20 protein-coding genes are annotated in these 23,952 nt (G+C 61.4%); 15 read left to right on the top strand and 5 right to left on the bottom strand.

Translation table 11 applies throughout. The features are described from left to right. Positions 1-15: 15 nt before the first annotated feature. Together VNZ65_RS20780 and VNZ65_RS20775 are read left to right on the top strand one after the other, a co-directional pair. Positions 16-552: a ferritin-like domain-containing protein gene (locus VNZ65_RS20780; protein WP_325672427.1), complete on the top strand. Its 537-nt coding sequence runs from the start codon at positions 16-18 to the stop codon at positions 550-552. A gap of 76 nt (positions 553-628) precedes the next feature. Beyond that, positions 629-931, top strand: a complete 303-nt coding sequence (locus tag VNZ65_RS20775; RefSeq protein ID WP_325672426.1) for a DUF883 family protein — start codon at positions 629-631, stop codon at positions 929-931. A gap of 71 nt (positions 932-1,002) precedes the next feature. On the opposite strand, the gene VNZ65_RS20770 is transcribed toward VNZ65_RS20775, so the two are convergent. Continuing rightward, positions 1,003-1,155, bottom strand: a complete 153-nt coding sequence (locus VNZ65_RS20770) for a DUF3309 domain-containing protein (protein ID WP_325672424.1) — start codon at positions 1,153-1,155, stop codon at positions 1,003-1,005. A 413-nt stretch (positions 1,156-1,568) separates the two neighbouring features. Between VNZ65_RS20770 and VNZ65_RS20765 the strand changes: the two genes are divergently transcribed. The 4 genes from VNZ65_RS20765 to VNZ65_RS20750 all read left to right on the top strand — a co-directional run bounded on the left by VNZ65_RS20765 (position 1,569) and on the right by VNZ65_RS20750 (position 6,018). Beyond that, on the top strand, positions 1,569-1,817 hold the full coding sequence (locus VNZ65_RS20765; protein WP_325672422.1) for a hypothetical protein: 249 nt from the start codon (positions 1,569-1,571) through the stop codon (positions 1,815-1,817). Positions 1,818-1,953: 136 nt separating this feature from the next. Further along, positions 1,954-2,976 carry a phosphogluconate dehydrogenase (NAD(+)-dependent, decarboxylating) gene (gene gnd, locus VNZ65_RS20760; protein ID WP_325672420.1) on the top strand — a complete coding sequence of 341 codons (1,023 nt, stop codon included), beginning with the start codon at positions 1,954-1,956 and terminating at the stop codon, positions 2,974-2,976. A 67-nt stretch (positions 2,977-3,043) separates the two neighbouring features. Further along, positions 3,044-4,714 carry a phosphoglucomutase (alpha-D-glucose-1,6-bisphosphate-dependent) gene (pgm, locus tag VNZ65_RS20755; RefSeq protein WP_325672418.1) on the top strand — a complete coding sequence of 557 codons (1,671 nt, stop codon included), beginning with the start codon at positions 3,044-3,046 and terminating at the stop codon, positions 4,712-4,714. Next, positions 4,711-6,018: a glucoamylase family protein gene (locus VNZ65_RS20750; protein WP_325672416.1), complete on the top strand. Its 1,308-nt coding sequence runs from the start codon at positions 4,711-4,713 to the stop codon at positions 6,016-6,018. Before pgm ends, VNZ65_RS20750 begins: the two co-directional genes overlap by 4 nt. Here VNZ65_RS20750 and tkt read toward each other — a convergent pair. After that, on the bottom strand, positions 6,015-8,096 hold the full coding sequence (gene tkt / locus VNZ65_RS20745) for a transketolase (protein WP_325672414.1): 2,082 nt from the start codon (positions 8,094-8,096) through the stop codon (positions 6,015-6,017). The genes VNZ65_RS20750 and tkt overlap by 4 nt on opposite strands. Positions 8,097-8,863: 767 nt before the next feature. Between tkt and VNZ65_RS20740 the strand changes: the two genes are divergently transcribed. Beyond that, positions 8,864-9,046: a CsbD family protein gene (locus VNZ65_RS20740; RefSeq protein WP_325672412.1), complete on the top strand. Its 183-nt coding sequence runs from the start codon at positions 8,864-8,866 to the stop codon at positions 9,044-9,046. A gap of 83 nt (positions 9,047-9,129) precedes the next feature. On the opposite strand, the gene VNZ65_RS20735 is transcribed toward VNZ65_RS20740, so the two are convergent. Beyond that, positions 9,130-9,747 carry a glutathione binding-like protein gene (locus VNZ65_RS20735; protein WP_325672411.1) on the bottom strand — a complete coding sequence of 206 codons (618 nt, stop codon included), beginning with the start codon at positions 9,745-9,747 and terminating at the stop codon, positions 9,130-9,132. A gap of 73 nt (positions 9,748-9,820) precedes the next feature. Here VNZ65_RS20735 and VNZ65_RS20730 point away from each other — a divergent pair, with 73 nt between their 5' ends. The 5 genes from VNZ65_RS20730 to VNZ65_RS20710 all read left to right on the top strand — a co-directional run bounded on the left by VNZ65_RS20730 (position 9,821) and on the right by VNZ65_RS20710 (position 16,317). Further along, positions 9,821-10,453, top strand: coding sequence for a TetR/AcrR family transcriptional regulator (locus tag VNZ65_RS20730; RefSeq protein ID WP_325672409.1), 633 nt, complete (start codon positions 9,821-9,823; stop codon positions 10,451-10,453). A 208-nt stretch (positions 10,454-10,661) separates the two neighbouring features. Next, positions 10,662-11,699, top strand: a complete 1,038-nt coding sequence (locus VNZ65_RS20725; RefSeq protein WP_325672407.1) for a cupin-like domain-containing protein — start codon at positions 10,662-10,664, stop codon at positions 11,697-11,699. 453 nt (positions 11,700-12,152) lie between these two features. Continuing rightward, entirely contained in the window at positions 12,153-13,466 is a 1,314-nt protein-coding gene (locus VNZ65_RS20720) for a carbohydrate-binding protein (RefSeq protein ID WP_325672405.1), read from the top strand. 306 nt (positions 13,467-13,772) lie between these two features. Further along, a complete protein-coding gene (locus VNZ65_RS20715) occupies positions 13,773-15,383 on the top strand; it encodes a gamma-glutamyltransferase family protein (protein ID WP_325672437.1) in 1,611 nt (536 codons plus the stop codon). A gap of 76 nt (positions 15,384-15,459) precedes the next feature. Further along, positions 15,460-16,317: a hypothetical protein gene (locus VNZ65_RS20710; RefSeq protein ID WP_325672403.1), complete on the top strand. Its 858-nt coding sequence runs from the start codon at positions 15,460-15,462 to the stop codon at positions 16,315-16,317. Positions 16,318-16,587: 270 nt separating this feature from the next. Here VNZ65_RS20710 and VNZ65_RS20705 read toward each other — a convergent pair whose 3' ends face one another. Beyond that, complete coding sequence (locus VNZ65_RS20705; RefSeq protein ID WP_325672401.1) at positions 16,588-18,129, bottom strand: chitin-binding protein; 1,542 nt, start codon at positions 18,127-18,129, stop codon at positions 16,588-16,590. 519 nt (positions 18,130-18,648) lie between these two features. On the opposite strand from VNZ65_RS20705, the gene VNZ65_RS20700 reads away from it, so the two are divergent. From VNZ65_RS20700 to VNZ65_RS20690, 3 genes are all read left to right on the top strand, one after another. Next, positions 18,649-19,866, top strand: coding sequence for a PQQ-dependent sugar dehydrogenase (locus tag VNZ65_RS20700; RefSeq protein ID WP_325672399.1), 1,218 nt, complete (start codon positions 18,649-18,651; stop codon positions 19,864-19,866). 100 nt (positions 19,867-19,966) lie between these two features. After that, the gene (locus VNZ65_RS20695; RefSeq protein ID WP_325672397.1) at positions 19,967-20,605 is read left to right on the top strand and encodes a GNAT family N-acetyltransferase; all 639 of its coding nucleotides are present in this window, start codon (positions 19,967-19,969) and stop codon (positions 20,603-20,605) included. Beyond that, on the top strand, positions 20,602-22,308 hold the full coding sequence (locus VNZ65_RS20690; protein WP_325672395.1) for a M14 family zinc carboxypeptidase: 1,707 nt from the start codon (positions 20,602-20,604) through the stop codon (positions 22,306-22,308). The genes VNZ65_RS20695 and VNZ65_RS20690 overlap by 4 nt, the downstream gene beginning before the upstream one ends. Before the next feature lie 194 nt (positions 22,309-22,502). On the opposite strand, the gene VNZ65_RS20685 is transcribed toward VNZ65_RS20690, so the two are convergent. Further along, the coding region (locus VNZ65_RS20685; protein ID WP_325672393.1) for a POTRA domain-containing protein at positions 22,503-23,952 on the bottom strand (1,450 nt) is incomplete at its 5' end.

Genomic DNA, 23,952 nt, shown 5'->3' with positions numbered 1-23,952 from the left:
GACGGAGAACACATCATGCAACAAGCGAAACAGAATGGTGCATCAGGCATCGATACCGCAGCGATACGCGCTGCTGCAAAAAACATGGACGACGGCGCCGTGACCGCCGGCTATCGCGGCGATCGCAAGGCAGTGATCGCGCTGCTGAACGGTGCGCTGGCGACCGAGCTGGTCTGCGTGCTGCGCTACAAGCGCCACTACTACACCGTCGCCGGCCGCGAGAACGGGCCGGTCAAGGCCGAATTCCTGGAGCATGCGCTGGAAGAGCAGGGCCACGCCGACCAGATTGCTGAGCGTATCGTGCAGCTTAACGGCGAACCCGATTTCAACCCGGCGTCGCTGGCTGAGCGCAGCCATGCGGAGTACGACGACGCCAAGGATGTCAAGGCCATGATCAAGGCCAACCTGATTGCCGAACGGGTCGCGATCGAGTCTTATCGCCAGATGCTGGAAAAGATCGGCGACAGCGATCCGACCACGCGCCAGATGCTGGTCGGCATCATGGCCAAGGAAGAAGAGCACGCTGACGATATGCGCGATATGTTGAATTGAGTCTTACCCGTTGCAGGCGCCGGCCGCAGCTCGGCTGCGATCCGGCTTACCTATCATTTATTTTAAGGAGTCTATCTTGTTAGAGAAAAATCTGAGAGCGGTCAACCGCGATGTGAAGGTGCTGGTCCAGGATTCGCAAGCCTTGTTTCAGGCAGCGGCTGCATTGACCGGCGACAAGGCTGATGAATTGCGCGCACGCGCCATGCGCATGCTGGACAGCGCGCTGGTGGCGGCGCAGGAGGCGCAAGCCGTTGCCGTCGACGCCGGCAAGGAAGCGGCCGATACGGCCGAGCAGTATGTCAAGGAAAATCCATGGCAGGCATTGGCTGCAGCGGCTGGCGTGGGATTCCTGGTCGGCGTGATAATGACGAAGAGGTGATCTGCCGGCAAGCATGAAAAAAGTGGCGCATGCAGCGCCACTTTTTCGTTACAGCTGACGCCGTGCTTTGGTCATAGATGGCCGGTGAGCAGCATCACTATCAGGATGATGACCAGCAGGCCGGAGATGCCGCTCGGCCCATAGCCCCAGCTGCGGCTGTGCGGCCAGGTCGGCAAGGCGCCGACCAGGATGAGGATCAGGATGATCAGTAAGATGGTGCTCATGCTGTGCTCCTTGTAGTAGTTTGAAAAAGCAGGCATCGTCTTGATACTTGCGGCGGGAATGGATAATCCGGATTCCCTGTGCTTCCACTTTAGGGTTAAAACATGGCCGGGTCTGTGCGCTGCCGTACTGAACCGCAGCGACGGCCGCTGCGGCAAACGGCAGGGCGCGACACGCCGGCGCGGACTTCATATACACTGGCCTGGGAGTACAGAAATTTATGGGAAGATTGGCGCGGGTTCGCTTTTCCTACAGGCGAATGCGGCGTTGTCGGACACGCGCTTGTGCTGCAACTGTTTACAGTAGTGAAAGTTGGAAAAACGTGATCTGATCGGAAGCGCTTTAGTGATTGTCTGCCGCATGCAAGATGCGGTGGATGCCGTCTGATTTTCCCCGCTACCGTCTGGAGACTGCCATGCATTCAGAAACAATTGGTGAGTACGAAATCGAGTGTTCCGGGCTGCAATTGCCTGACAGCGAAGGCTGGGTCGCCAACCTGGTCATCTACGCGCCTTCCTGCAATCCCATGCATAGAAACGATATCTTTCCGTCGCAGCGGGTGGCGGTCGACAGCGTCTTCGCCAGCGAAAAGGAAGCGGAAGCCGAGGCGCGCACTTACGCCATTGCGCTGATAGAAAAAGGCCGCAAGAAAGAAGTGCACTGAAAAGAAATGCACTGAAGCAGTCAAAGGCAACAGTCTGCGGAATAAAAGACATAACAAAAGGCATAACAAAAGACATAAAAAACGGCAGCAGGTAACATGGCTGCTGTCGTCATATTTATTCAGCAAGGAGAGCAGGATGCAACTTGGCATGATTGGTTTGGGGCGCATGGGCGCCAATATGGTCAGGCGCTTGACCACGGGTGACCACCAGTGCGTGGTGTATGACTTGCATCCGGACGCCGTCAAGGCGGCGGTGCATCCGGGCGCGGTGGGCGCCTCGTCGCTGCAGGACCTGGTCAGCCAGCTGAGCACGCCGCGCGTGCTGTGGCTGATGCTGCCGGCCGCGGTGGTGGATGAAAACCTGGCGCTGCTGCTGCCTTTGCTGGAAGCCGGCGATATCGTGATCGACGGCGGCAATTCCTACTACCATGACGACATCCGCCGTGGCGCCGAACTGAAAGCCAGGCGGCTGCATTATGTCGATGTCGGCACCAGCGGCGGCGTCGCCGGCTTTGAGCGTGGCTACTGCCTGATGATCGGCGGCGAAAAGGAGGTGGTTGCGCATCTGGCGCCGATTTTTGCTACGCTGGCGCCAGGCGCCGCGGCGGCCGCGCCTACGCCTGGCCGCAACAAGAACGGCAGCAGCGCCGAGCAAGGCTATCTGCACTGCGGCCCGCATGGCGCCGGCCATTTCGTCAAGATGGTTCATAACGGCATCGAGTACGGCATGATGGGCGCTTACGCCGAAGGCTTGAATATCCTGCGCCACGCCAATGTCGGCAAGCAGGGTAGCGTGGCCGATGCGGAAACCACGCCGCTGCGCCATCCGGAGCACTATCAGTACGATCTCGACCTGCCCGAAATTACTGAGTTGTGGCGGCGCGGCAGCGTGATCGGTTCGTGGCTGCTGGATCTTACCGCCGGTGCGCTGCTGAAAGATCCGACGCTGGAAAACTATGCCGGCCATGTCGCCGATTCGGGCGAGGGCAGGTGGACCATCAATGCCGCGGTCGATGAAGCGGTGCCGGTGCCTATCCTGAGCGCGGCCTTGTTCGCGCGCTTCAGTTCGCGCGGTGAAGACGATTTTTCCAACAAGGTGCTGTCAGCCATGCGGCAAGGATTCGGCGGCCACGTGGAAAAGCCGGCCAAGCCCGATTGAGTGCCAGACGTGGCGTGTCCCTAGCCGGGGTTGCGCCACGCAACCCCGACCTGTCAGGAGCACTGTCATGAAAATCAGCCCACTGGCCGGCAAGCCGGCTCCAACGGCCTTGCTGGTGGATGTGCCGAAGCTGGTCTCCGCCTATTACAGCAATATCCCCGATCCGGAGGTCGCCGAGCAGAGCGTCGCTTTCGGCACTTCGGGCCATCGCGGCTCTTCCTTCGACTGCAGTTTTAACGAAGCGCATGTGCTGGCGATCAGCCAGGCAATCTGCGCCTATCGCAGCAAGCAAGGCATCAGCGGGCCGCTGTTCATCGGCATCGATACCCATGCCTTGTCGGTGCCGGCCTGCACCAGCGCGGTCGAAGTGCTGGCGGCCAATGGCGTCGACATCATGCTGGCCGAAGGCGACGAGTACACGCCGACGCCGGCCGTATCGCACGCGATCATCAAATATAACCGCGGCCGCCAAAGCGGCCTGGCGGACGGCATCGTCATCACGCCTTCGCACAACCCGCCGGAAGACGGCGGCTTCAAGTACAACCCGCCCAACGGCGGCGCCGCCGATACCGACGTCACCGGCTGGATCGAGGCCGCGGCCAATGCGCTGCTGCGCGCAGGCCTCAAGGACGTCAAGCGCATGCCGCTGCAGAAAGCCTTGCGGCTGGACAGCACGCATCGCTACGATTACCTGAATACCTATGTGGATGAACTCGACCAGGTGATCGACATGGCGCTGATCCGCGACGCCGGCATCCATCTCGGCGTCGACCCGCTGGGCGGCGCCGGCGTGCATTACTGGCAGCGCATCGGCGAGCGCTACCGGCTGAACCTGAGCGTGGTCAGCGCCGAGGTCGATCCGACCTTCCGCTTCATGACGCTCGACTGGGACGGCCGCATCCGCATGGATCCTTCATCGTCTTACGCCATGCAGCGCCTGCTGGGAATGAAGGATCGCTACGACATCGCCTTTGCCTGCGACACCGATCACGATCGCCACGGCATCGTCACCCGCAGTGCAGGCCTGCTGCCGGCCAATCACTACCTGGCGGTGGCGATCGACTACCTGTTCCAGCACCGCAGCCAGTGGCCGCAGGCTGCCGGCGTCGGCAAGACCGTGGTCAGCAGCCAGATCATCGACCGCATCGCCGCCAGGCTCAAGCGCCGGCTGTATGAAGTGCCGGCCGGCTTCAAATGGTTTGCGCCCGGCCTGAGCGACGGTTCGCTCGGCTTCGGCGGCGAAGAGAGCGCCGGCGCCACTTTCCTGCGTCTGGACGGCTCGGTCTGGACCACCGACAAGGATGGCCTGGCGCCGGCTTTGCTGGCGGCCGAGATCACGGCCCGCGGCGGGCACGATCCGGGTGAGGTGTATCGCCGCCTGGCCAGCGAACTGGGCGATCCGCTCAGCACCCGGGTAGAAGCCAGCGCCACGCCAGCGCAAAAGAAGATGCTGGCGGCCTTGTCGCCGCAGCAGATCCATAGCACCGAGCTGGCGGGCGAGAAAATCCAGGACATCATCAGCAAGGCGCCCGGCAACGATGCGGCCATCGGCGGCGTGCGGGTCATGACCGAGGGTGGCTGGTTTGCGGCGCGCCCATCCGGTACGGAAGACATCTACAAGATCTACGCCGAGAGTTTCCATGGCGCCGAACACTTGCAGCGCATCGTGCAGGAAGCGCAGGCGATTGTCGATGCCGCCCTGGCCGGTACGCCGGCGCCTGCTGCCGCCGCAAAATGAGCCGCAAGATACTCAGCGAGACGGCAGAGCTGGACATGCTGCAGCGTGAGTCGTTCAGCTACTTCATGCATGAAACCAATCCGCACAACGGACTGGTGATCGACAAGACCGCGCCCGACTGGCCGGCCAGCATCGCCGCCGTTGGGCTGGCGCTGGCAGCCTATCCGGTGGCGATAGAGCGCGGCTTCATCTCGCGCGCGGCGGCGCTCAAGCGGGTGCTGGCGAGCTTGCGGTTTTTCTGGGAAAGCCCGCAGGGACCCGAGCCGGACGCCACCGGCTACCATGGTTTCTACTATCATTTTCTAGACATGCAAAGCGGCCGCCGCGCCTGGCAGTGCGAGCTGTCCACCATCGACACGACGTTTTTCCTGGCCGGCGCGCTGACCGCCGGCTGCTATTTTGACGGCGCCGGCGCCGATGAGGCGGAATGCCGCCGGCTGGCGGAGGCCTTGTACCTGCGCGCCGACTGGGCCTGGGCGCAAGATGGCGGCGGCGCGGTATCCATGGGCTGGAAGCCGGAGTCGGGCTTTTTGCCGAACCGCTGGAACGGTTATGACGAGGCGCTGCTGCTGTATGTGCTGGGCTTGGGTTCGCCCAGCCATCCGCTGGCGCCGGACAGCTATGGGGATTGGGCTGCGGCCTATCAGTGGCAGCAGAGCTACGGTATGGAATACGTCTACGCCGGTTCGCTGTTTACGCACCAGCTGTCGCATATCTGGGTGGATTTTCGCGGTATCCAGGACGGCGCCATGCGCGCCAAGGGCATCGACTATTTCGAGAACAGCCGCCGCGCAACCCTGGTGCAGCAGCAATATGCGATAGAAAATCCGCATGGATTCGCTGGTTACAATGAACTGTGTTGGGGGATTACCGCCAGCGACGGGCCGGGACCTGCCGTGCTCGATGTCAACGGCAACCGCCGCGAGTTCTACGACTACGTGGCGCGCGGCGTGCCGCTCGGGCCTGACGACGGCACCATCGCACCATGGGTGGTGGTGTCCTCGCTGCCGTTCGCGCCGGAAATCGTGCTGCCGACGATCGACTATTTTATCCACCAGGTCGGGCTGAAGGCAGGCAATCCGTATGGCTTCAAATCCACTTTCAATCCGAGTTTTCCCTGTAATTGCGACAACCCCTACGGCTGGGTCTCGCCCTGGCATTTCGGTATCGACCAGGGGCCGATCATTCTGATGATCGAAAACTATCGCAGCGACATGTTGTGGCGTTTGATGCGCAACTGTCCGTACATCGTCAAGGGGTTGCAGCGCGCCGGCTTTAGCGGCGGCTGGCTGCCGCCGGTTTAAGCACTCAGCAGCGCCAGCGCGCGCTGGCAGACGTTGTCGACGGTGAAGCCGAATTCGCGCATCACTACGTCGCCCGGGGCGGAGGCGCCGAAATGGTCCAGCGCCAGCACTGCACCGCGATCACCGGCATAACGGTGCCAGCCTTGCGACACGCCGGCTTCCACCGTCAGCCGGGCGCCGATTGCCGGCGGCAATACCTGGTCGCGGTAAGCCTGCTCCTGTTCCTCGAATAATTCCCAGCTCGGCATCGAAACGATACGCACTGAAATATTGCGCGCCAACAGTTGCTGGCGGGCGGCGACGATCAGCGCCACTTCCGAACCGCTGGCGATCAGGATCAGGTCCGGCTTGCCGTTGGGGGCGTCGGCCAGGATGTAGGCGCCGCGCTGCACGCCGTCGGCGGCGGCGAACTGGCTGCGATCCAGCGTCGGCAGATTTTGCCGGCTTAGCACCAGCGCCAGCGGCCGACCGCATGTCTGCACCGCGATGCGCCAGGCCACCGCGGTTTCATTGGCGTCGGCCGGGCGCAGCACGACCAAGTTGGGCAGAGCGCGCAAGCTGGCCAGCTGCTCGACCGGCTGATGGGTGCCGCCGTCCTCGCCGAGCGCAATGCTGTCGTGGGTAAACACATAGATGACGTGCAGGCCCATCAGGGCCGCCAGCCGGATTGACGGCCGCATGTAGTCGGAAAACACCAGGAAGGTGGCGCCGTAAGGCAGGGTGCCGCCATGCGCCGCCATGCCGTTGATGATGGCCCCCATGGCATGCTCGCGCACGCCGAAATGCAGGTTGCGGCCGGCGCTGCTCCAGCCGCCGGCGTCGGAACCCTGGCGGTCGCCGCCGACGATGGCGGCCGGTTCGAAATCGCCGTAGCCTTTCAGGGCGGTAAACGTTGAAGGATCGAGGTCGGCCGAGCCGCCGATCAGCGCAGGCAGATGAGCGGCGATGGCATTCATCACCTTGCCGCCGGCGACCCGGGTCGAGATGCCCTTGGCGTCCGCCGGAAAGATGGGGATGTCGGCATCCCAGCCGGCGGGCAGGGCACTGGCGCCCTGGTCCATGAGTTGCTGCAGTTCGCGCCCGAGTTCGGGAAACTGTGCCTGATAGGCGGCAAATTTTTCTTGCCACGCGGCTTCCGCCTTGCTGCCCGAGGCCATGCCTTCCAGGAAATGCGTGCGCGCCTCTTCCGGGATATAGAAGGAAGGCTGTTCGGGCCAGCCTAGTTTCTGCTTGGTCAGGCGCAGTTCTTCCACGCCCAGCGGCGAGCCGTGCGCTTCGAAGCTGTCTTGCTTGTTGGGCGAACCGTAGCCGAGGTGGGTGCGCACCAGGATCAAGGAGGGCCGGCCGCTTTCGCCGCGTGCTGCCTCCAGCGCCGCGGCGATCGCGGCCAGGTCGTTGCCGTCTTCTACCAGCTGCGTATGCCAGCCGTAGGCGTCGAAGCGACGCTGCCTTTCTTCAGTGAACGTGATGTCGGTCCCGGCCGACAAGGTGACCTGGTTGTCGTCATACAGATAGATCAGCTTGCTCAGCTGCAGATGGCCTGCCAGCGAAGCGGCTTCCGAAGCAATCCCTTCCATCAGGTCGCCGTCGCTCACCAGGCCGTAGGTATAGTGGTTGATGACGTCCAGGCCGGGGCGGTTGTAGCGCGCCGCCAGGTTGGCCTCCGCCATGGCCATGCCGACGCCGTTGGCGAAGCCCTGGCCGAGCGGCCCGGTGGTGACTTCGACGCCGGCTGTCAGGCCGCGCTCCGGATGGCCAGGCGTGCTGCTGCCCCATTGCCGGAACTGCTGCAGCTGCGCCAGCGGCAAGTCGTAGCCGCAAAGGTGCAGCAGGCTGTACAACAGCGCCGAACCATGGCCGGCCGAGAGGATGAAGCGGTCGCGATCGAACCAGTGCGGATTGGCGGGATGGTGTTTCAGAAAGCCTGTCCACAGCACATAGGCCATCGGCGCGGCGCCCAGCGGCAGGCCGGGATGGCCGCTGTTGGCTTGTTGCACCGCATCTACCGAGAGAAAGCGCAAGGTGTTGACGCATAGATTGTCGCGTGTCGCAAGTGACATCGAGGGGGAGGGATTCATACGGCGGCTCCTTGAAGTCGCTGGACCGGCTTGCATGCAAGCGGCCAGCGTGGCGGGTGATCGAGGCGAGATAAAGCAAGATAGCACCCTTTACGGGCTTTGCCTTGCGTGTTGTGTCTGGTTGAGAGCGATAGCGCCGGATGCGGCAGAGTGGTGCTGGTATGTTTCCCGACCGCCAGCCCCGGTAGTCCGATATGTACGCCTGCGTTTTACGATCATGCTGCACGTAAAACGATGCCGACTTCAAAGCACGCGGCGTACTTATCGCCAAGCTTGAACTTCCTAGGTTCGGAACCCGGCAGGGAAGATGTGCTTACTCTATCCGGTTGTTGCTGCTTGTTCTGTTCGTTGAGCCACATAGGGGTGGGGGCGCATTTTTACGGCGCTGGCGGCCCAACCGCAGGCAAACTCCGATGCAAGCGGCTTCCTCGTTTCCTACAAGCGGATTGGGGTTGCGCTGATATCGGACGATGGCGGGGTTTATTACTATTCTTCCATGGCAAGAGAGAATGCATCCGCATTTTCCCGCCGCCAGTGGACCACCAGACAAGGAGGACTGACATGGGCAAATACTTATTGGCATGGCTTCTTGGCGTGCCTGCAGTGGTGCTGGTAGTGGTCTATCTGCTGGCGCACTGACGCCATGGACAAAGCGGCGCCTGCGCTTGCAGGTGTCGCAGCTGCATGATGGTTTTTGTCGTAACCCCTGCCGGCAAGTTCATTTCAAAATCCGGCAGGCAAGCATTTCAACCAATTGGAGAATCAGCATGAACAAAGATCAAGTCAAAGGCGTAAGCAAGGATATCGCTGGCAAAATCCAGGAAGAGGCAGGCAAGCTGGTCCGCAACAAGGAACAGCAGGCCAAGGGCTTGCAAAAGCAGGTCGAAGGCAAGATTGAGAAAACTCTTGGCGACGCCAAGGAAGTAGCCAAGGATATCGCTGGCAAGTAAGGCTTCAAAGGCCTGCTCTCGACAGCAGGCCTGTCCTCAAGAAAGCTGCAGCCGGTACGCCGGCCGCGGCTTTTTTATTGTCTTCAGGATTTGGCCCGATACAGCGCGAGTTCTTCCGCCAATGCCTGCGCCATGCTCGGCCGCTGCAGTTGCCGGCCATAGTAATCCTTGACCCGCGGCCACTGCGCCAGATCGATGCCGCCGTGCGCAGCCCAGTTGAGCACGGTCGCCAGATAGGCATCGGCCACGCTGAAACGGTCGAGCAGGAATTCGTGGCTGGCGAAGTGCTCTTGCAGGTGGCCAAGACGCAGGCCAGCCTTGTCGCGGGCGTAAGTCTTGACCGGCTCCGTGGCGTGCGGGTCGAGCAGCGGCACGAATACCGCCTTGTGTAATTCCGTGCTGACGAAGCCCAGCCATTGCTGCATCTTGGCGCGCTGCAGCCGGTCCGTCGGCGCCAGCTGCGCTTGCGGGAACAGGTCAGCGACATAGGGCAGGATGGCTGTGTTTTCGGTTAACAGATAGCCGTCATCCGTGTGCAATACCGGCACCTGTCCCAGCGCGCTGACAGGGTAGAAATCGGAACCATCCTGCAGTTTTTTCGACTTGGTGTCGACCTGGATATAGTCTGCCCGGGCGCCTGCTTCATAGAGGGCGATGCGGGTTGCAAGCGAACAGGCCAGCGGGGAAAAATACAGTTTCATCTGGAATCTCCATGGGTGTTTTGTTTTTGTACTATAATGTACAAAAATATCCTGGTCAACATTTTTATACTGTATGGAACAAAAAGAAAACAAGCGCGTCCGCGGCCGGCCGCGCGCCTACGATCCGGAGCAGGCGCTGGATGAAGCGCGCGACGTGTTCTGGCAACAGGGCTATGGCGGCAGCTCGCTGGACGATCTCAGCAGCGCTACCGGCATGAACCGGCCCAGCCTGTATGCGGCGTTCGGCGACAAGCATGCGTTATATCTGCAGACGCTGGAGCGCTATGTCGAACGCAGCCGGCAGGCGATGATCGGCGTCATGGGCAGCGAGTTGCCGCTGGCGCAGGCCTTGTTGCGCGTATACCAGCTGGCGCTTGGCATGTATCTGCCGCCCGGCGGCGCGGCGCGCGGCTGCCTGCTGATCGGCACGGCTGCCACCCAGGCGGTGACGGATGGCGAGGTGCGCCAGCGCCTGGGCGACGGTTTGCGCTGTTTCGACCAGGTTCTGGAGGTGCGTTTCCAGCGCGCGGTGGAGCAGGGCGAGCTGGTTGCCGCGCTGGAGCCAGCCATGCTGGCGAAGATGGCGTCGGCCATCCTGCACACGCTGGCGCTGCGTTCGCGCGCAGGCGACAGCCGGGCATCGCTGGAGGCCACTGCCGCTGCCGGCGTCCAGCTGATCTGCGGCCAGGCGGCCGCGGGGCGTTAAACGGCAGGCGCCGGCCTTAGCCGGTATCAATACCACTCGGAGCTGGCGCCAGCACGGCCGGGCTGCCGTGCGGTCCAATTCAAAACCACTTGCAATTTGATCCGTATTATCCCAATGTTGTCCTCTGCTGCCCGACGGCAATATTGATAAGCGCGCGCTTAACAGCCAGCATCAGCCGGCATCAGCGTGCGGCATATGGAGACGGATCATGGCGCAAGTGAAGCGTAGTGCAAGCATCATCAATGACGACTGGCGTCGCTGGATAGGCGAAAACCTGGCGCTCGACGCCAGTCCGCAAGACGTGTTCAATGTCCTCGTCGGCCAAGGCGTGGCGGCGCACGAGGCGACGCGCGAAGTGCAGGCGGCGCTGGCCAATCCCTATCTGCTGGGTGCGCGCCAGGCCGGCCAGCGTCTCAAGAACCGTCTGAAAAAGCATGACTGGGTGCTCGACATCTACCGCACCCTGAACCGCCAGACCATGGGCAGCGAACTGATTGAACGGCGCCATCGCCTGTCGCGCGAGGAGTTCTATCGCGAGTATTATCTGTTGAACAAGCCGGTGATCATCAGCGGCATGCTGGAAGACTGGCCGGCGCTGGCAAAATGGAATTTCGATTACTTGCGCAAGCATTTCGGCGAGCGCGAAGTCGAGGTGCAGATGGGGCGCGCGCAAGATGCCAACTATGAAATCAATTCCAATCAGCACAAGCGCAAGATGCCGCTGGCAAGCTACCTGGACCTGATCCAGGGCGCCCAGGAGAGCAACGATTTCTACATGACGGCCAACAATTCCTCGGCCAACCGCCAGGCGCTGGCGGAACTGTGGCAAGACATCGGCCGGCTGCCGGAATACCTCGACCCGGATTCCAAGGACGACGGCTTCCTCTGGCTGGGGCCGAAAGGCACGCGCACGCCTTTCCATCATGATCTGACCAACAACTTCATGGCGCAAGTGGTCGGACGCAAGCGCGTCAAGCTGATCCCGGCCTGCGAACTGGCGTACCTCTACAACCACCATCATTGCTATACGCCAGTGGATGGCGCCGCCATCGATTACGAGCGTTTCCCGCTGATGCGCAATGCCCAGCTGCTCGAATGCGAGCTGGCGGCGGGCGAGCTGCTGTTCCTGCCGGTCGGCTGCTGGCACTACGTGGAAGGACTGGAGGCCAGCATCACCGTATCGCTGATCAACTTCCAGCCGGATAACAATTTCGGCGCTTTCTATTCGACCTACGATGAACTGTAGGCCGCCGCATTGCATCGCTTTTGCGGGGAAAAAGGCAAACATGGCGTTTGCATATCTAAGACCACATGCATACATCTGAAAAAGTGGTATCGGACCTGCTGTCACACTTTTTTTCGCCGCTTTGCCGGCGCTGCCGCAAAGCTCCTTTTCCATATGAGAAAAGCGAGGATCTTTAGAAGATTTGTATTGCTGTACGGAATCAAAATGACGATGGAATTTTCTTTTCGATTTTGAAAAGCCATAGAATTTTCCGATTGAAAATTCCGGGTTGTTTGCAAGTGGTATGGTATATGCGGTAATACTTTTAAACCACTTGACGCTGATTTTTCAGGCCTCCATTCTCAGCCCAGCTGCCAGTTAAACATATAACGGACTCAGCTTAGGGAGTGCGCAGGCGCCGGTCGCAACGACCTGCTTCTCGCACATTGTCATTTGATAGAGGAGAAGTGGCGCATGAAAACAACTGTATGCAATACCTTGTTGCTGGGACTGATAGGCGGCCTGCTGGCGGGCTGTAGCGATGGCGGTTCGTCGGGAGCAGCGACGGCGACCAGCCTGAAGCAGGTTTCAGCCACCGTGAAATCCAGCGTGCCGATCTGTGCTCCAGCCTGGAGTGCATCGGCGGTCTATACCGGCGGCAACCAGGCCAGCTACAGCAGCGTGAACTACACGGCCAACTGGTGGACCCAGGGGAATAATCCTTCCACCAACAACGGCGGCAGCGGCAGCGGCCAGCCATGGACTTCCAACGGCGCCTGCAGCACCACGCCAACTCCTACGCCAACGCCTACACCGACTCCAACGCCGACACCGACACCGACACCTACCCCAACACCGACGCCCACCCCGACTCCAACGCCAACAACAGGTTTTGTGTTCAGCGCCTACAAAGACGTTACTGCCGACGCCAACTGGAACACCGGCGCCATGCAAAGCACTATCACCGGCACTTCGCAGCCAGTCACCACCGCCATGCCTGCACATAACAGCACGCTGACCTGGGCCTTCGCCACAGGCGGCTGCGGTTCCGAGACCTGGGCCGGCATCACGCCGGCAATGATCGCCACCAATGTGCAAGCCTTCGTGGCTGCCGGCAAGAAATACATCGTTTCGACCGGCGGCGCGGCAGGATCATTCACTTGTACTTCGGATGCCGGCTTCGATACTTTCATCAACACGTATAGTTCTGCGAACCTGGTCGGCATCGATTTCGATATCGAAGACGGCCAGAGCCAGTCGGACATCAACAACCTGGTGGCGCGGGTGCAGGCGGCCCAGGTCAAGTATCCGAACCTGCGCTTCAGCTTCACCATCGCCACGCTGGCGACCAGCCAGAGCGGTTCCTCGGTGGCGGTGGACATGGGCTCGGCTTCGCCCAATCCGCTCGGCTCGATGGGGATAGCGGTGATGCAGGCGATCCAGTCGGCCGGCCTCAAGAACTACTACGTCAACCTGATGACGATGGACTACGGTTCAGCCACCGCCGTCAACTGCGTGATCAGCGGCGGCGCCTGCCAGATGGGGCAGTCGGCGATCCAGGCGGCGATGGACTTCCGCGGCTTCTACAAGATCCCGTATAGCCAGATCGAGCTGACGCCGATGATCGGCGCCAACGATACCGCTGGCGAAACCTTCACCCTGGCCGATACCGACACCTTGTCGGCCTGGGCCAAGGCTAACGGACTTGCCGGCTTGCACCACTGGTCGTTTGACCGCGACACCGGCGTGACGTACACCAACCGCTTCATCTCGGATCTCGGCCTCTGATCCGCTGCTGATCGTCTTGTTGCAAAGCCGGCTCTCGCGAGCCGGCTTTTTTTTATGCCATCCTGCGTGTCATTGGCAGGCGTAGTGTGGGCAGATTTCTGCCCACGCTGAATGCGTTCCTCGAATGGTCGACGCTCCGCGTGGGCACAGGTGCCCACCCTACGAACTGGCTGCCCCTATGCTGATCAGGGCCGTCCTGGCGCATATTCTGCTGGCGGATTTTCCGGTAGACATCGTTTTATACTTGCGACATCATGGTTGCCGGCAGGCAGGCGCTCTGGCTTGTTTATCTCCGAGAAGGAAGCCATGTTCAATTCCGATCCCAATCATTATCCTTATGCATCCCGCCGCAGCGCGGTGTACGCCAGGCGCGGCATGGTCGCGACCTCGCAGCCGCTGGCGGCGCAAGCCGGGCTGGAAGTGCTGCAAGCCGGCGGCAACGCCATCGATGCGGCGATCGCCGCGGCTGCCGCGCTGACCGTGGTCGAACCGACTGCCAACGGCATCGGCGGCGACGCCTTTGCGCTGATCTGGCACCAAGGCAAGCTGCATGGCTTGAACGCCAGCGGCGCCGCGCCGCAGGCGATCTCGATCGCCAAGCTCAACGCTGCCGGCCATCAAAGCATGCCAAAGTACGGCGCGCTGCCGGTCACCGTGCCAGGCGCGCCAGGCGCGTGGGCCAGCATGGCGGAACGCTTCGGCAGCCTGCCTCTGGCGCGCTGCATGGCAGGGGCGATTGCGCTGGCGCAGGAAGGCTATCCGCTGTCGCCGGTGGTCGCCTTTGCCTGGCAACAGGCGCACAAGCTGTTCCGGGGCGAGCTCAAGGATGCGCACTTCCAGCCTTGGTTTGACACTTTCAGCGTCGACGGCCGGGCGCCCCGTGCCGGCGAGATCTGGCGCTCGCAAGAGCATGCCGATACGCTGCGTTCGATCGCGGCGGATGGCGCCGGCAGTTTCTATCGCGGCGCCCTGGCGGAAAAGACCGCCGCCTTCGTGCGTGCCGCCGGCGGTTATCTCGACGTCGCCGACCTGGCGGCCTACCAGCCGCAATGGGTAGCCCCGGTCAGCTGCCGCTACCGCGGCTACGATGTCTGGGAAATCCCGCCCAACGGCCATGGCCTGGTGGCCTTGCTTGCCTTGAATATCCTGAAGGGCTTTGACTTCGACCAGCGCGACAGCTTGCAGACTTATCATCGTCAGATCGAAGCGATCAAGCTGGCCTATGCCGATGGCCTGGCGCATATCGCCGACAGCGGCCACATGCGGGTCTCGCTGCAGGACTTGCTGTCGGACGCCTATGCCGACGAACGGCGCAAGCTGGTCGGCGCGCGGGCTGCCTTGCCGCAGGCCGGACAGCCGTCGCGCGGCGGCACGGTGTACCTGAGCACTGCCGACGACCAGGGCAACATGGTCTCCTTTATCCAGAGCAACTACATGGGCTTCGGCTCCGGCCTGGTGGTGCCGGGAACCGGCATCGCGCTGCATAACCGCGGCAACAATTTCACGCTGGATGCGGCCCATCCCAACTGCCTGGCGCCGGGCAAGCGGCCGTATCACACCATCATTCCGGGATTCCTGACCAAGGATGGCGAGGCAGTCGGCCCGTTTGGCGTGATGGGCGCCTTCATGCAGCCGCAGGGGCATGTGCAGATGGTGATGAACACGGTAGACTTCGGCCTCAATCCGCAAGCGTCGCTGGATGCGCCGCGCTGGGAATGGGAGAGCGGCAATCACGTCAGCATCGAGCATGCTACCGCCGAACACCTGCTGCGCGGCTTGCGCGGCCTCGGCCACGAAGCCGCGTGGTCGGCCAACCAGCTTGGTTTCGGCCGCGGCCAGATCATCTGGCGCGACCGTCACGGCGTGCTGTGCGGCGGCACCGAGCCGCGCACCGACGGTTGCGTGGCGGCCTGGTAGGTTTGAGGGCGCGCATGTTGATACAATCCTGAGCCTGCGGACTTGCGCGATACATCAATCGAGAAGGAAAGTGAAAATGCCAGAACCAGTCGACCTTACCAGTATCTGCCCGGTAATCATGACGCCCAGCCATGACGGCAAGTTTTTCCGCAACTACGTGATGTCCTTGCTGAATTTCACGGTGGAGGCCGAGCGCTGCGGCATGCCGATGCAGGTGGTCATGCATCAGGGCGAGAGCCTGGTGACGCGAGCGCGTAACAACTGCGTCGCCGAATTTCTCGCCAATCCGCAATGGACCCATCTGTTCTGGATCGATGCCGACATCGGCTTTTCCGCCGAAGCGGCATTCCGGCTGCTGCGTTCCGGCTACGACATTGCCGCCGGCGTCTATCCGCTCAAGCATGAAAGCTGGCCGCAGGAAGGCTTGCCGCAAGGCGCTACGCAGCAGCAATTCGAGGCGACCTATGCCCGTTACACGGTCAACGCCAAGGTGCCTGCCGGCAGCAACCAGGTCAACCTGGAAATACAGGCCGACGGCTTCATGCGCATGGAGGAGGCGCCCACCGGTTTCATGGTGATCAAGCGCAGCGTGTTCGAGCGGCTGATCGCCAGCTATCCTGAACTCAACTATGTGCCGGACAGCATCGGCGTTCCCGACCGCGGACTGCACTACCGCTTCTTCGACGTCATGGTCGATCCGGAGACGCGCCGCTACCTGTCCGAAGACTACGGTTTCTGCCGGCTATGGTCTGGACTGGGCGAATCGATCTACATCGACGCCAATTCCAACCTGAGCCATCAGGGCTCCAAGCTATACCGGGGCGATTTTGCCAACTCCCTGCGCACGTCCTTGCCGTATGCGATTGGCGCGCCGCAAGGCACCCAGATGCAGCTCACCGGGCTGGAACATCTGCGCTCCAATCCCTTGTTCTGAACAAAATCAGAACCTGGTTTTCGTCGCGCTTAAGCTAAGTAGCTAACTGGGGTCAGAGTGAACTTTCTGCGCGTTTTTTGCAGAAACTTCACTCTGACCCCACTTAGCGGGCCATGGAGTACATGCCTCACCGCTGAAAAAAAACCACGCAGTGCGTTCTTTCTGTCTCCGAATCCGTCATTTTGGGTCAGAGTAATTTACGACGATGAAGCTGTCGTAAAAAAACTCTGACCCCAAATGACTCTGCCCGGTGACCTTGTTTCCCAACGACTACAGCTGTGAATTGGTAGTAGCGCTGAACTTGGTATTCAGGTTGCTTTCCAGATTGCCGATCGCGCTTTCCAGGATGCTGAAGATCTGCGCCCGGCTGGCGGCATTGCTCAGGTCCAGCGTGGCGCTGGCGCTGATGCCGGCGCTGGCCAGCGCGCTGTTGAAGGCGGTTTGCGCCTGCGCCGCCGAAATGTACGCCGAGCTGCCGGTGCCGTTGACATACGCCAGTGTCTGGAAGACATTGGAGAACACGGAAGCCAGCGCCGGGATGTTGAAGGCGATATGGTTGGCCGGCGTCGTGAATGTGGTGGCGCTGGTGGTCGGGATCGGATTGCCGTACAACTGGTCGAGGTAATAGCGCACTTGATACGGATATTGCTGGTAGGTGTCGGTCGCGCCCCATACCGAGCTGTAGGCGTTGACGCTGCTCACCGTCGCCGCCGTCGCTGTCGCGCCCAGTTTGCTGTAGCTGGTCATCAGGGGGCCGTAGTAGCCCTGGTTATAGGCGACATTCAGCAGCACATCGAGGAAGTTGTTCGGCAGCCTGGTGAAATTGGTCAGCGCATTGTCGTAGTATGGTTCCCACGGAGTGACCCAGCCGCCGCTGCCCTTGCCGGTAAGGATCAGGGCGACAAAGTCGTTGTAATGGAAATACGCGGTCAGCATCGGACCGTAGTATTTATTGTTGAACGAGGGCGGCGTCACCTTGGTGTATTGCTGGGCCGCGGTGGCCATGGTGTAGCCGATGTTCTTCTGGATGGCGACGTAGTTGATCAGCGAATGGCCGGCCGGCGCATACGAGCCGGACACCATGTCGGCGGCGTAATTGTTGATCTGGTACGGCCCGCCCTGGCCGGCGCCCATCACGGCTTGCTGGTCCGGCGACGGATCGATCAGGTTGCCGCTGCTGGCGTACAGGCCGGTTTCGATATTTTCCTGTAGCAGCTGGCCCATGATCGAGCCGTACAGATAGTCCTTCTGGAACTGCATGCCGGGATAGTACTGCTGTATCAGATGGCCATACATGACGCCGGCGATTATGTTCGACATGATCAGATCATTGTAGTTGCCGCCGTCCAGCACCAGCTGGTCCTGGGCGCTGCCGGCGCCGAGCAGCAGGTGGTAGTTGATGGTGCCGGTGGTGGCGCCTGGCGTGCCGGGCGGCGGGTTCACTGGCGGCGGCGTGACCGGAGGTGGGGTAGGAGTGCCGCCGCCGCACACGCCGGTGGACGTCCACGGCTTGCCGCTGCCGCTGGCGCCGCTGTCGGTGACCGGGTCATTGCCCTGGGTCCACCAGTTGGCGGTGTAGTTGGTGCTGTTGGCGCTGGCGCTGTTGCCGCCGACATAGACGGTGCTGGCGTTCCAGGCGGGGGCGCAGGCGGCTGTACTGGCTGATGCGCTGGCCTTGCCGGTGGCGGCAATCTGTTTCTGGCTGGCGCTGGCCGCATCGCTCGAACCGCCATCGCCGCAGCCTGCCAGCATGCTGCCGATTGCGGTACACAGCACGCTGCCGGCTATCTTCGTGTTTATCCTTGTTCTCATGCGTATCTCCTGGGTTGGATGGGGAAGTGCGTGAAACCAGATAGTTTCCGCAGGACAACTTGTCCGGACTGAGGATGGGGGCAGCAAAAATGAGCGTCAAGTGGTTTGCACTGTTTTGCAGGGCGGCCATACCAGTTGCAAACCGGTATTGACTTTCATTCGCGGGAGAGGCGGATTTAAGTCACGAGTGACGGATAGATCGCCATGAAATAATTTCCATGTGGCAATTAATGAATGTTTTGTGAATCGTCATATTGCTCATTTTGCGGCCAAATTACCTGTTGTCTGGGAAGGCGCGCGGATGTCGCGTGACGGGCGGGCGTAATACCACTTTTCCTGTTTTTGCATGTGGTCTTAGTCCTCGCGTCAGGGGTTTTGGCAGGAGAGCGGCCCGGCTCATGAAAGTAGTCCGGCAATCAAGGAATGTGGCAATATGCCGGATATTTCCCTGCCGCATGTTTCGCAAGCAGTGCGTCGCGCGGCAGGGTTGCACCCACCGGTTTTCTGAAAGCGTCATCTATGCGAGCTGCATCCTTCCTGCGCCATGCCTTGGGCATGTTTTTCCTGCTGGCCTGCGGCGCAGCCTCGGCCGAAAGCACCTATCACACCAGCGGCAGTTGCGATGGTTTTCCGCGCCTCGACCTGAAGGTGGCCAAGGGCATGTGCATGGGACTGGTCGCCGATCACCTCGGTTTCGTGCGCGGAGTCGCCGCCATCGGTCAGGATGTCTACGTGCTGGACATGGGCGGCTGGGCCAGCAAGCGCGGCCGCCTGCTGCGCCTGAACCTGAAAAAGAAAGGCGTGCCGGAAGTGCTGCTGAGCCAGCTTGACATGCCGAACGCGATCATCGCCAGCGCAGACAAGAAGCTGCTGATCGGCATGCACGGCCGCATCGTCCGTATCGATCCGGCCGCCAAGGATCTCCTCGCCAGCGCGCAGGATATCGTGGTCAACCTGCCGACCACGGGGCGCCATCCGTTGACAGCGATGGTGCAGGGCGCCGACGGCACGCTCTACATCAACGTCGGTTCCGCCACTGACAATTGCGAAAGCCGGTCAGACCAGCCCGGCAAGTCGGATGCGCCTTGTCCGGAAATCAAGGAGACGCCGCCGCGCGCCAGCGTGCTGCGCGCCAGCCTGGTAAATGCGCATCTGCCGCTGGATGCGCGCACGCTGCCAGTCCACGCGCGCGGCCTGCGCAACAGCATGGCGCTGGCGCTCGCCCCGAATGGCGTCCTGATCGCCGCCACCAATTCGCGCGACAACATCACCGCAGCCGACCCCAAGCTGTCCGACGCCGAGCTGCCACACGATACGCTCAGCTGGCTCAGCCCCGGCGCCGATTACGGCTGGCCGTATTGCTTCGACAACCTCAGGACCAGTCCGGAATATCCGGGCTTCGATTGCCGCGGCAAGACTGCGCCTGGCCGCCTGTTGCCGCCGCATGCGGCGCCGCTGGGGATGCTGATCTACAACGGCAAAGGCTTGCCGGCGCTGGGCGGCCAGCTGATCATCGGTTATCACGGCTATCGCGCCGACGGCCACCGGCTGGTGAGCCTGGCCCTGGATGCTTCCGGCCAGCCGGCGGGCGAGCCGCGCGACCTGGTGGCGGGCTGGAACTACCGGCATGGCGGTTATCCGATGGGTGCGCCGGTGGCGCTGGCGACGCTGGATGACGGCAGCGTGGTGATCACCGAGGACAGGAACGGGACTTTGCTGCGGCTGGCGCCTGACTGATACCTGTCGACAATCGCTCAAACGCAAAGGAATATTTGCCAGATGAAGAAGAGCGTCAATTCGAAAGCAGCAGGCAATCGGCCCAATCCGGATTTCTGACTTGCCATCGATCAGACTGAAAGAGGAGAAAATGGCCGATTTTTGCGTGAAGCCTCTGGACGTATCGACCTGGCCGCAGTTCGCTCAAATGGTGGAAAAGCACAATGGCGTATGGGGTGGCTGCTGGTGCATGGCCTTTCATTCGGAAGGCGTAGGCCACGCAAAGACAGTCGAGCAAAATCGCGCCGAAAAGGAGCGTCGAGTCCGGCAAGGTCAAGCTCATGCCGCACTTGTGTTTGACGATGCAAGCTGTGTCGGCTGGTGTCAGTTCGGGCCGACTGAAGAGCTTCCGCGCATCAAGCACCTGCGCGCGTATCGAGAAGGACTTGCCGCTCTTCCGGATTGGCGGATTACCTGTTTTTTCGTCGATAAGTCATATCGCGGCAAAGGTGTGGCTTCTGCTGCTCTTGCTGGCGCCCTGCAGGAAATCGCGCGCCTTGGGGGAGGAAAGGTCGAAAGCTATCCCGAAGATGTAGACGGCCGCAAGGTCTCCGCGTCTTTCTTGTACAACGGATCAGTAGCGATGTTTGAGCGACATGGCTTCGAGCGCGTCCGCCGTCTTGGCAAGGATCATTGGCTGCTCGCCAAAGTCATCAAGCCAAACTCCCCTCTGCACCGCCAAAAAAGGAGTCACGCATGACGTCCCCGACCAGCCTTGCCTATCCCACGCCCTTCGAACTCGGCAATGGCAACCAGACCTCCACCTGGGCCGAATGCATCGCCTTTTACGAGCGGCTGGCCGAGCGATTCCCGGGTGTGCTGCGATGGTGGCGGATCGGCAGGTCCGACACCGGCCTGCCGATGCACGCCGGCCTGGTCACGGCCGACGGCGTGTTCGACCGCGACACCTTGCGCGAGCAGGGGCGCCCGGTGTTCTTCAACAACAACGGTATCCATCCCGGCGAGCCCGAAGGGATCGATGCCTGCATGGCGCTGGTGCGCGACTTCTGCCTTGAGCCCGGGCGGCTGGCGGCGCTCGGCGACACGGTGTTCCTTTTCATCCCGGTCTACAACGTCGACGGCTGCGTGAACCGCCAGTCCAGCTCGCGGGTGAACCAGCTGGGTCCCGAGGCGTTCGGCTTTCGGGGCAACGGCCGGCACCTCGACCTGAACCGCGATTTCATCAAGTGCGACAGCCTGGCCGCTCAGGTGTTCAATCGCTTCTTCAACGCCTGGGACCCGGATGTGATGGTCGACACCCACACCGCCAACGGCGCCGACTACGCCTACGCCATGACCCTGATCCCGACCCAGCCCGACAAACTGGGCGGCGGCCTGGGCGACTTCCTGCGCGAGCGCATGCTGCCGGCGATCTACGGCGACATGCAGAGGCGCGGCTGGCCGACCTGTCCCTACGTCAATCTGCTGGCCGAGACGCCGGACGACGGTATCGAAGATTTTCTCGATCTGCCGCGCTTCTCCACCGGCTACGCCGCGCTGCACCACACCATCGGCTTCATGCCCGAGACCCACATGCTCAAGCCCTTCGCCGACCGCGTGGCGGCGATGCGCACGCTGGTCGAGGTGGTGCTGGACTTCAGCGTGGCGCAGGCGGGGCGGATTCAGCAACTGCGGCGCGATTCGCGGGCCGACGCCGCACGCTGCACTCAGTGGCCGCTGCGCTGGCGCAATGACCGCGAGCGGCCGGCGCGCCTTCGCTTCAAGGGCTACGCGGCGGTGTGTACGCCGAGCAGGCTGGGCGACTATCAACGGCTCGCCTACGACCGCAGCCAGCCGTGGGAGAAGGACATCGTCCACTTCGACCGCTGTGTCGAGGAACTGGTGGTGACGGCGCCGAAGGCCTACCTGGTGCCCCAGGCCTGGCGCGAGGTGATCGAGCGGCTGGAGTGGAACGGCGTCGCGCTGCAGCGCCTGGGCACCGACCGACTGTTCGATGCGGCCCGGGTGTACCGGGTGCTGGAGGTCGGAACGCGCGCGACCGCCTACGAAGGCCACATGTTCCATGAGCGGGTGCTGCTGAGCACGCATTCCGAGGCCATCCAGGCGCGCGCGGGTGACATGCTGGTGCCTCTCGACCAGCCCCAGGCCCGCTACGCGGTCGAGACCCTCGAGCCCGAAGCGCACGACAGCTTCTTCCGCTGGGGGTTCTTCAACAGCGTGCTGGAGAGGAAGCAGGCCTCCATCTCCGCCTATGTCTTCGAGGACACGGCCTTGCAGATGCTGGCCGACGAGCCGGCGCTGCGGCAGGCGTTCGACGAATGGAAGGCCGCGTATCCGGCGCAGCTGTCCGATCCGCAAGCGGTGCTCTGGTTTCTGTTCACCCATGGCCGGCGCCATGCCGAGCCGGAGTGGCGGCGCTATCCGGTGGCAGCGCTGATTTAGTCAAAAATCTCCTGCGGGATGCGAACGCGTCGCGGGCGATCACCGGGCGATGTCAAACACCAGTGAACTCGAAATGGCGCTGCGCCTGTCGATGACTGCCAACGGACGTTCATCGACACGATTGAGGAGCCCGTCCAGTCCGTCAATTTTCCGGCAAAAAGCAAGCCTTTGCGCGCGTTTGGCCTCAACGCTGTTTAGAACACTCGCCCTAATTGCAGATACAGATTCCAGACGCCGCGTGGGGCAACAGCTGCACCAAAGTACAGCGGACCGAGCAAACTATTTCCCCCGACAAACAAACTTGCGCTTTTTTTGTAAGGACCGCGGCCAAACTCTGTCCGCGTATACCAGACATCTCCAATCTCAAGGCTGCTGCCCAGCACCACATTGCGTAAACCAGGCAAATTCAAAGCTGGCATGTCCCGCAGATAACTGGCGCGACCATACAACAAATAGCTCCCGTTAAATTGGTCCGTGCTGTAAGCCGACAAGTGCTGGAAGCCTCCTAAGGTAAATCCGAGGCCGCCGTTGCCCGCGGCTTCATCCGCATTCGCATAGGTGCCGGCGGCCTCCAACGCCAGGTTGAGTGTATGGGGTCCCTTGCTGATCGCCCACAGCGCCTTGCCTTGCACATCGTTGTAACGATTTCCGGTAGCGCCAAATGCGATGTTATTGACGGCAGAAAGGTAATAGCCTTTGCGCGGAAACAAAGGATCGTCGAGCTGATCGATGGTTAATTGCGAGCGAATGATGGGTTGGTTTTGCCGAGTTCTATCAAACTGAAAAATTGTGCCGTCCGGGCCGATAACCAGCGGTGCCGAGTAGGATGGCGCAATCGTCTGCCACTGATAATTGGCGCCGACACGCAACTCGCCGATCCGCCACAGCGGGATGCCGATGTCTATGCCGACCTTGGTCGTGTCACTTTCAATGCCTAAGAGCGGGAGGGTTTTTGAGCTGACATCGTCGCTACTGCCATAAAAATCAGCATGACGGCGTTGATATTCGGCATATGGAGCCACATACAGACCGACGGTATTCCACAACGGCTGCCGCAATTCGGTACGCAGGCTGGTTTGTGCGCTGCCCAGCACGATATCGTTGCGCCACTCCAAACCGCTGGCGGTCAACCATGGCAAGCGGTGCCCCAATTGCAAATTGAAATTTCCGCGGCCATTGAATGTATTCGATACGCCCAGACCGAACAACAGAAAATTCGGGCCCCAGGATTTTTCATCGGCATCCACCTTCAGCACATTGCGGCCATTCTCCGTCACCAGTTCCTGCGTGACGCTCTTGAAATCGCCGTTGGTTGCCAGTCGCGCCACATCCTTGTTCAAGGCTACAGGGTTGAAGAAATCACCTTCCTTGACGTCCAGCGCACGGCGCACCACTGCTGCCGGTACGCGGCCGTTGCTGTTGATCTGAATTTCGTCGATATGCGTATCCTGCGCCAGCACCGGACCGCCGCTGCGCGCTGCAAGATATTCTTTCCATTGCTGCGGCGGCAGCGCCAACGCGGACAGTTTGGCTTGCTGACGCTCTGCCGCCTCGTAGCCAGCCTTGACGCCATCCTTGCCGCGTGAAAAATCGGCGAACGACAGATCGCCCAGCTGCGGCTCGATCAGCACATCGTTTTTCTTG

It is taken from the genome of Collimonas sp., assembly GCF_035566555.1.
Taxonomy (GTDB): domain Bacteria; phylum Pseudomonadota; class Gammaproteobacteria; order Burkholderiales; family Burkholderiaceae_D; genus Collimonas.
This window is presented reverse-complemented; position numbering and strand designations above follow the sequence as displayed.

Coding starts and splice junctions, on each gene's coding strand:
- pgm (WP_325672418.1), top strand. CDS start 3,044: ATGAAAATCAGCCCACTGGCCGGCAAGCCGGCTCCAACGGCCTTGCTG.
- VNZ65_RS20770 (WP_325672424.1), bottom strand. CDS start 1,155: ATGAGCACCATCTTACTGATCATCCTGATCCTCATCCTGGTCGGCGCC.
- VNZ65_RS20780 (WP_325672427.1), top strand. CDS start 16: ATGCAACAAGCGAAACAGAATGGTGCATCAGGCATCGATACCGCAGCG.
- VNZ65_RS20725 (WP_325672407.1), top strand. CDS start 10,662: ATGGCGCAAGTGAAGCGTAGTGCAAGCATCATCAATGACGACTGGCGT.
- VNZ65_RS20690 (WP_325672395.1), top strand. CDS start 20,602: ATGACGTCCCCGACCAGCCTTGCCTATCCCACGCCCTTCGAACTCGGC.
- VNZ65_RS20700 (WP_325672399.1), top strand. CDS start 18,649: ATGCGAGCTGCATCCTTCCTGCGCCATGCCTTGGGCATGTTTTTCCTG.
- VNZ65_RS20720 (WP_325672405.1), top strand. CDS start 12,153: ATGAAAACAACTGTATGCAATACCTTGTTGCTGGGACTGATAGGCGGC.
- VNZ65_RS20730 (WP_325672409.1), top strand. CDS start 9,821: ATGGAACAAAAAGAAAACAAGCGCGTCCGCGGCCGGCCGCGCGCCTAC.
- VNZ65_RS20765 (WP_325672422.1), top strand. CDS start 1,569: ATGCATTCAGAAACAATTGGTGAGTACGAAATCGAGTGTTCCGGGCTG.
- VNZ65_RS20735 (WP_325672411.1), bottom strand. CDS start 9,747: ATGAAACTGTATTTTTCCCCGCTGGCCTGTTCGCTTGCAACCCGCATC.
- tkt (WP_325672414.1), bottom strand. CDS start 8,096: ATGAATCCCTCCCCCTCGATGTCACTTGCGACACGCGACAATCTATGC.
- VNZ65_RS20740 (WP_325672412.1), top strand. CDS start 8,864: ATGAACAAAGATCAAGTCAAAGGCGTAAGCAAGGATATCGCTGGCAAA.
- VNZ65_RS20715 (WP_325672437.1), top strand. CDS start 13,773: ATGTTCAATTCCGATCCCAATCATTATCCTTATGCATCCCGCCGCAGC.
- VNZ65_RS20710 (WP_325672403.1), top strand. CDS start 15,460: ATGCCAGAACCAGTCGACCTTACCAGTATCTGCCCGGTAATCATGACG.
- VNZ65_RS20750 (WP_325672416.1), top strand. CDS start 4,711: ATGAGCCGCAAGATACTCAGCGAGACGGCAGAGCTGGACATGCTGCAG.
- VNZ65_RS20705 (WP_325672401.1), bottom strand. CDS start 18,129: ATGAGAACAAGGATAAACACGAAGATAGCCGGCAGCGTGCTGTGTACC.
- gnd (WP_325672420.1), top strand. CDS start 1,954: ATGCAACTTGGCATGATTGGTTTGGGGCGCATGGGCGCCAATATGGTC.